Annotated in this window: 5 protein-coding genes; 1 reads left to right on the top strand and 4 read right to left on the bottom strand. The window is 63.6% G+C overall.

Translation table 11 applies throughout. The annotated features are described in order from the left end of the window. Window positions 1-247: 247 nt before the first annotated feature. From FNJ47_RS06555 to FNJ47_RS06540, 4 genes are all read right to left on the bottom strand, one after another. Complete coding sequence (locus tag FNJ47_RS06555) at window positions 248-1,099, bottom strand: carbohydrate ABC transporter permease (RefSeq protein ID WP_163151806.1); 852 nt, start codon at window positions 1,097-1,099, stop codon at window positions 248-250. After that, a complete protein-coding gene (locus FNJ47_RS06550) occupies window positions 1,096-1,965 on the bottom strand; it encodes a carbohydrate ABC transporter permease (RefSeq protein WP_163151804.1) in 870 nt (289 codons plus the stop codon). Before FNJ47_RS06550 ends, FNJ47_RS06555 begins: the two co-directional genes overlap by 4 nt. Before the next feature lie 203 nt (window positions 1,966-2,168). Further along, window positions 2,169-3,554: an ABC transporter substrate-binding protein gene (locus FNJ47_RS06545; protein WP_163151802.1), complete on the bottom strand. Its 1,386-nt coding sequence runs from the start codon at window positions 3,552-3,554 to the stop codon at window positions 2,169-2,171. Window positions 3,555-3,745: 191 nt separating this feature from the next. Further along, the gene (locus FNJ47_RS06540) at window positions 3,746-5,710 is read right to left on the bottom strand and encodes an AsmA family protein (RefSeq protein ID WP_163151800.1); all 1,965 of its coding nucleotides are present in this window, start codon (window positions 5,708-5,710) and stop codon (window positions 3,746-3,748) included. A gap of 244 nt (window positions 5,711-5,954) precedes the next feature. On the opposite strand from FNJ47_RS06540, the gene FNJ47_RS06535 reads away from it, so the two are divergent. After that, window positions 5,955-6,662, top strand: coding sequence for a CoA transferase subunit A (locus FNJ47_RS06535; protein ID WP_163151798.1), 708 nt, complete (start codon window positions 5,955-5,957; stop codon window positions 6,660-6,662). Window positions 6,663-6,667 lie beyond the last annotated feature (5 nt).

Genomic DNA, 6,667 nt, shown 5'->3' with positions numbered 1-6,667 from the left:
GGGGAGAGGGGTGACCCCGGCTGAGATGATTGACGCGAGCGTCGGTCTCGCAATCTCGATCGCGCTCGTTGAAACGCTGAACGGAGAGAGAGCGCCGTGTAGCACCCTCTCCCCGACCTCGAGAGCGAGCTTCGCTCGCCTCGGACCCCCGCAAGGGGGGAGGGAGCCTGGGCAGCGTGCTCACCTCACTCGCACAGTGAGGTGAGAGAAGTTGCGTGCGCCCACTTCGCTCGAAAACGCTCTGGCCTCACGACTTGACCGCGCCGGCCGTCAGCCCGCCGACCATGTAGCGCTTGAAGGCGTAGTAGATCGCGGCCGGGGGCAGCGCGTAGATGAAGCCGGTGGTCATCAGCAATTCCCACGGCGAATCGTCGGCGGCGAGGAAGTTGCCGAGCGCCACCGGCAGCGTGATGTCGGTGTCCTTCGACAGCAGCAGGAAGGCGTAGAGATATTCGTTCCAGGCGAGCAGGATCGCATAGGTGCCGACCGCGACCAGCGAGGGCATCATCAGCGGCACATAGACCAGGCGGAACAGCTGCAGCGTGGTGGCGCCATCCATCGTCGCGGCCTCGTCGAGCTCGACCGGCAGCTTGTCCGAGGCCTGCTTTAGCACCCAGATCGCGTAGGGCGCGGCGATCGTGACCATCGCCAGGATCAGCGACCAGTGATTGTTGAGCAGGCCATAGGTGCCCATGGTGCGGTACATCGGCACGGCGAGGAACGCCGCCGGGATGAAATAGGTGAACAGCGCCATGTTCATGACCGCGCGGCCGCCCGGCACGCGCAGCCGCGAGATCGAGAAGGCGGCGGCGGTGGCGACGAACAGCGTCAGCGCGCCGACGGCGAGCGCAATCACGGTCGAGTTCCAGAACTGGATCCAGAAGTCGCGCAGGAAGTAATGCTGCTGGTGGAACACGATCGAGAAATTATGCAGTGTCGGATGCGTCGGCCACAGCTTGCCGGTGAACGCGTCCTCCTTCGGCGAGATCGCGAACACGAACATGTGGTAGATCGGGATCATGGTCCAGATGAAGACCGGAATGCCGATCAAGAGCAGCTTGGCCTCGGTGCCGACTTCGCGGAGTGTGGGCAGCTTCATCGCGACAACCGTTTCATCATGAAATAGACCAGCGGCAGCACGAACGGCATCGCGCAGACGATCGAGGCCATCGCCAGCGAGAGCTGGTCGAGCCTGAGATAGCGGATGCCGAGTGTCGACAGCACGTGGGTGAGGTCGGCCGGCCCGCCGCCGGTGAGCAGATAGACGCTGTTGAAGTCGCCCAGCGTCCAGATCATCGAGAGCAGCGTGCAGGTGATGTAGAGCGTCTGCATCGACGGCCAGGTGATGTAGCGGAATTTCTGCCACCAATTGGCGCCGTCGACGTCGGACGCCTCGTACAGATCGTGCGAGATCGCGAGCCGCCCGGTCAGCAGGATCAGCGTCCAGAACGGCAGCGACTTCCAGATGTGCACGCCGATCGCCATTGCGAGCGCGACCGCCGGATCGTTCAGCCAGTTCGGGCCGTCGTCGCCGGTGAACTTGAAGATCAGCTGGTTGACCACGCCCCATTCGGGATTGAGCATGAACCGCACCGACAGGATGGTCGGGATCGACGGCACCGCCCAGGGCAGGATGAAGATGACCGACAGCCATCTGATCCACGGCCGCTGTTGGGCGAAGAAGCCGGACAGGAACAGCGCGATCAGCATCTTGATGTTGATGCCGATGACCAGGAAGATCAGCGTGTTGACCGCCGCGCGCGCGAAGATCGGGTCGTTGTAGAGCGCGACATAGCTCGAAGGCTGGCGCGCCAGCCACAGGCCATAGCCGACCGGGTAGACCACGAAGGCGAGGAAGACGAGCAGATAGGGCGCGAGCAGCGCGATGCCCCACACCTGCGGCGGCGACAGCCGTGCCGACAAAGGCGGCGAGGGGGTATCGGATGCGGAGAGCGTGATCGCCATTCGGTTACTCTTTGAGCAAGCTACCGCTTGCGCCTACGCCTACCCTGTCGTCCCTGCGAAAGCAGGGACCCATAACCACCGGCTTTCGTTATTGCACGAAAGCCGTCAACCAGCATTCTCGAAAACGACCGCCGCGGCGTATGGGTCCCTGCTTTCGCAGGGACGACGGATGCATATGTCCGCGGCGGTCGTCATCCTTTGCCTTACCCCGCGACCTGCTTGATGCGGGCGATCAGTTCGTCGACGGCCTTGTCCACCGGCACCTTCTCGCTGACGACGCGGTTCATGGCCTTGGCCCAGACGTTCTCATTGTTCAGGATGGTGAACTTCCAGTTCTTGGTGAAGTCGAACGGCGCGGTACCGCCGGTGAACTGATTCCAGACCGCCTTGCGATGCCGGTCGGCCTGCCAGAACGGGCTGGCCTGGCTGGCCTTGGTCACCGGGAACCAGCGGCCGAGTGCACCTTCGATATAGGGCCGGACGTTGTCTTCCTGCATCAGGAAGCTGATGAACTGCTTGCCTTCGGCCTTGTTCTTGGCGTTGGCGAAGATCAGCCCGGTCTTGACGTCGGAACGGTACCGGATCGTCGAGCCGTCCGGCGCCTTGGGGAAGGACGCCGTGATGATGTCCTGCTCATAGGCCTGCTTGCCGGCGGCGCGCTGCGCGTCGGTCAGCGCCGGGTTGGTCGAATCCTCGAACCACTTCGCCGCGATCGAGATCGTGAAATTGTGCGTCATCACGATCGTCTTGTTGTGAAAGGCGACGTTGTTGTCCGGATCCTTCCAGGTCGTCGAGGACGGCGGCGTGCAGCCTTTGATATAGGTGTCGGTGTAGTCCTTCAGCGCGTGGATCAGGCCGTCGCGCACCTTGGGATCGTCGACCAGGAGCTTGCCGTCGTCGTCGACCAGCTTGACGTGGTAGGCATCCATGAAGGTGTAGAACGACTGGAACGAGTCGGTGGATTCCACGCCCATCGGCTGGCCGACGCCGTAGATGCGCTGGCCGGTCGCCTTGCGGATCGCCGGCTGCACCTTGTCGCACCAGAACGTCCAGTAGTCCTCCCATTTGGTCGGGATGTCGGCGGCCTTGAATCCGGCCTTCTCCAGCATGTCGCCCCAGATCTGGACGTGCATGCTCTGCTGCTTCAGCGGGAAGCCGTAATAGGACTTCTTCTTGGTGACGTCATTGTAGAGCAGGGCCGCTTCCAGCGTGTTCGGCGCGAAGGCGTCCTTCATCGGCAGCATGATGTCGGACAGATCTTCGAGCTTACCCTCATAGGCCCACTTGCCCTGGGCCTGCACATCGTAGGTGTCGGAATAGGCGACGTCGGGCACGGTGCCGGAATCCAGCGCGGCGACCGTCTTCGGAATCATGTCCTGGATCGCGTATTGCGACAGTTCGACCTTGATGCCGGTCTTGGCTTCGAATTTCTTGATCGTCTCGAGCAGCGCGTCATCTTCGGATTTGTAAAATCCCTTACCCCACCAGACGGTGATCGTCTTGCCCTGCGCCAGAGCGGGTGCAGTTGCGGCAAACAGGCCGACCGCGGCGACCGCAATTGAAAGCGCACCGATAACCTTGGATCTCACGTTGTTCTCCCCTCAATGACGCCGGCTTTTTTAACCGGTTGGAGAAAACACTAGCGCATGCCCGTGACCTGATAAAGATGCCGGATCGACGACTTCTGTAGGGGGCTCGCAGCGAGAGCGTGGATCAGTCCCGGTGCATCCATGCGGAAAGTGAATGGATCGATCCGTTCGAGTTCGTTGGTTCGACCTGGTCAGTTCGATTTGGCATTCTCGGCCGATGACGCCGGTGCGCCGGCAGGCGCGCCGGCCGCAGCATCGGGTGCGGCCGCCGGCCGTGCGGCTCCGCCGGTGAAGCGCTCGATCACCGAACGCACCGCGTCGCGGGTCTTGCGATCCTTCACTGCGTCGAGCAGCGGGGCGGATGCCGGCGAGCGGCGGATCAGGCTTTCCGGATCGGGAAAGATCAGCGGATCATCCCACGGGCCCTGAATCACGAACGGCAGATCGAATGCGTTGCCCCCGGCGGACGCCGAGGTCAGGCTGGCGACGCCCTTGAGATCGTATTCGCGCGACGGCACCGAGGCGGTGCCGGTCAGCGTGATCTTCGCCGCCGGGCTCACGACATGGATGTCGTCGGCGGTCGCGACGCCGTCGGCGAATTTCACCGAGACGCTGAGATTGTCATAGGGCGTCGAGCCGGAGCGGAAATTGCCGCCGCCGGACAGCGGCCGCTTCTCCAGCCGCTTCAGGAGCTGCTCGACATTGAAGCCCGCGATCGCGCCGTCATGTCCGGTCAGCGTGGCGGTGCCGTCCAGCGACGACGCCAGCCCGAACGGGCTCGAGCCGGAGGCCATCAGCGAGACGTTGAGGTTGCCGCGGCCCGACAACTTATTGATGCCGAACAATTCGCTGGCGCAGGCCTGCAGATCGACGTCGGTGAACTGGAATTGCGCCCGTACATCTGCGACCGCATCCGAGCGCGCGATCGCGAACGAGCCCTTGGCGATGCCGCCATACATCTGCGCCTCGCCGACGCTCAGCGCGAGCGCGCCGCCGCGCAGATTGGCGCCGAACGCGGTGCGGCCGAGCTTCGACGGCCCGACCGTCACCTTGGCGGCCGACAGGCGCATGTCGAGATCGGTCGACGACAGCGAGGACAGGTCGAACAGCTGTCTGTTCCAGTCGCGCTGGCCGCTGGCCAGCAGGCGGAACGTCGAGATGTAGGGCGTGAAATCGAGATTGCCGGCGGCGAGCGTCGCCTGCAGGGTCTGCCGGCCGTTGCTGGAGTAGGTCATCACGCCCTCGGCGACGTTGCCGTCGAGCTCGACATTGACATTGGTGAAAGCGACCGAGCCGCCGACCACATTGGCGCGGGCCTTCAGCGCGAAGCGGCCGAAGCCGCCACCGCCGCCGGGCGGTGCCTGTCCCATCCAGCGCAACGCGTTGCGCAGCGACGGTGAGTCCATGGTGGCTGTGCCTTCCATCATCAGGCTGGTCCGGTTGGCGACGGTTCCGTCGAATGCAACCTTGAGCGGCGCGCTGGCGAGCCGGGCCTTGAGGCCGGAACGGTCGCCCGACAGCAGCGCGACGAAATCGCTGGCGCTGATCGAGCCGTCGACCCGCTCGCCGCGCCAGTCGAACTGGCCGGTTGCGGCAAAGGAACGCGAGATCGAGGGCCAGGCCAGCGAAAGATCGATATCGCCGAGCTGCTCGGAGATGTTGTTGGTGCCGTCCTGGTAGTTCAGCTCGCCGTCCTGGATCCGGATTTCGGAGAACGACACCTGATTCTCGGCGCCGGGCGTCATCGCCTTGGCGATGGTCTCGACAAACGGTGTCCAGTTGCTTTCGCCGGCGGCGTCGCGGACCACACGGATATGCGGACGCAGCATCATGACGTCCGCGATCTCGAACCGCCGCAGCAGCAGCGGCAGCAGGCGCAGATTGGCGGTCAGCACATCGACCTGCAAAGCGGGGCCGATGGTATCGGCGCCCTTGAGCCCGACATTGTGAAAGGAGACATAACTGCCGGGAAAGACCGAAACATCGATCGGGCCGTTGACGACGAGCTCGAGCCCGGTGACCGAGCGAATCTGCGCTTCCACGGCGCTGCGCAGCGCGTCCCGGTTGAGGAACCACGACGTTCCGACCAGCCCGACCAGCGCCAGGCCCAAGAGCGCCGCGATCGGCATCCCCAGGCGCTTAATTCCTTGGGCCATCGTCAATGACATATCCGGGTCGGGTTGAGGTTTGTCGGGTCGTCGTCGAACACAGCGGGCTCTCGCCGGAGGCCCCTGCCAACCCACGCAACTTGAAGGGTTTTCTTGACGCTTTCAAGGCCATGTTGATGTCACGGGGTGGCGGCGGCCGCCGCACGGGGCCGTGATTGACGCATTGCGAAGATTTCGCCTAATAATCCGCTTTGACACAGCCGTTCCGCGCCCTCCATCAGGTATTCGCTGCATGAACAAAGTTTATCCCGACGCCAAATCGGCACTCGATGGTCTCCTCAAGGACGGCATCATGATCATGTCGGGGGGCTTTGGCCTCTGCGGCATCGCCGAGACCCTGTCGGACGCGATCCGCGAATCCGGCGTCAAGGGCCTCACCGTCGTCTCCAACAATGCCGGCGTCGACGGCATCGGCCTCAGCCGGCTGCTGGAGACGCGCCAGATCAAGAAGATGATCTCGTCCTATGTCGGCGAGAACAAGCTGTTCGCCCAGCAATATCTTGCTGGCGAGCTCGAGCTTGAGTTCAACCCGCAAGGCACCTTGGCCGAGCGCATCCGCGCCGGCGGCGCCGGCATCCCGGCCTTCTACACAAAAACGGGCGTCGGCACGCTGATCGCCGAAGGCAAGGAAGTGAAGGAATTCGACGGCGAGAAGTACATCATGGAGCGCGGCCTGTTCGCCGACGTCGCCATCGTCCACGCCTGGAAGGGCGACACCGCCGGTAACCTCGTCTACCGCAAGACCGCGCGCAATTTTAACCCGATGATGGCGACCGCCGCGAAGGTCACCGTCGCCGAGGTCGAGCATCTGGTGCCGGCCGGCGAGATCGACCCGGACCACATCCACACCCCCGGCATTTTCGTCAAACGCATCATCCAGGTCGGCACCGGCAAGAAGCGGATCGAGTTCCGCAACACCCGTCCGCGGCCCGCCGCTTAAAACCC

It is taken from the genome of Bradyrhizobium uaiense (assembly GCF_010811875.1).
Lineage (GTDB): Bacteria > Pseudomonadota > Alphaproteobacteria > Rhizobiales > Xanthobacteraceae > Bradyrhizobium > Bradyrhizobium uaiense.
This window is presented reverse-complemented; position numbering and strand designations above follow the sequence as displayed.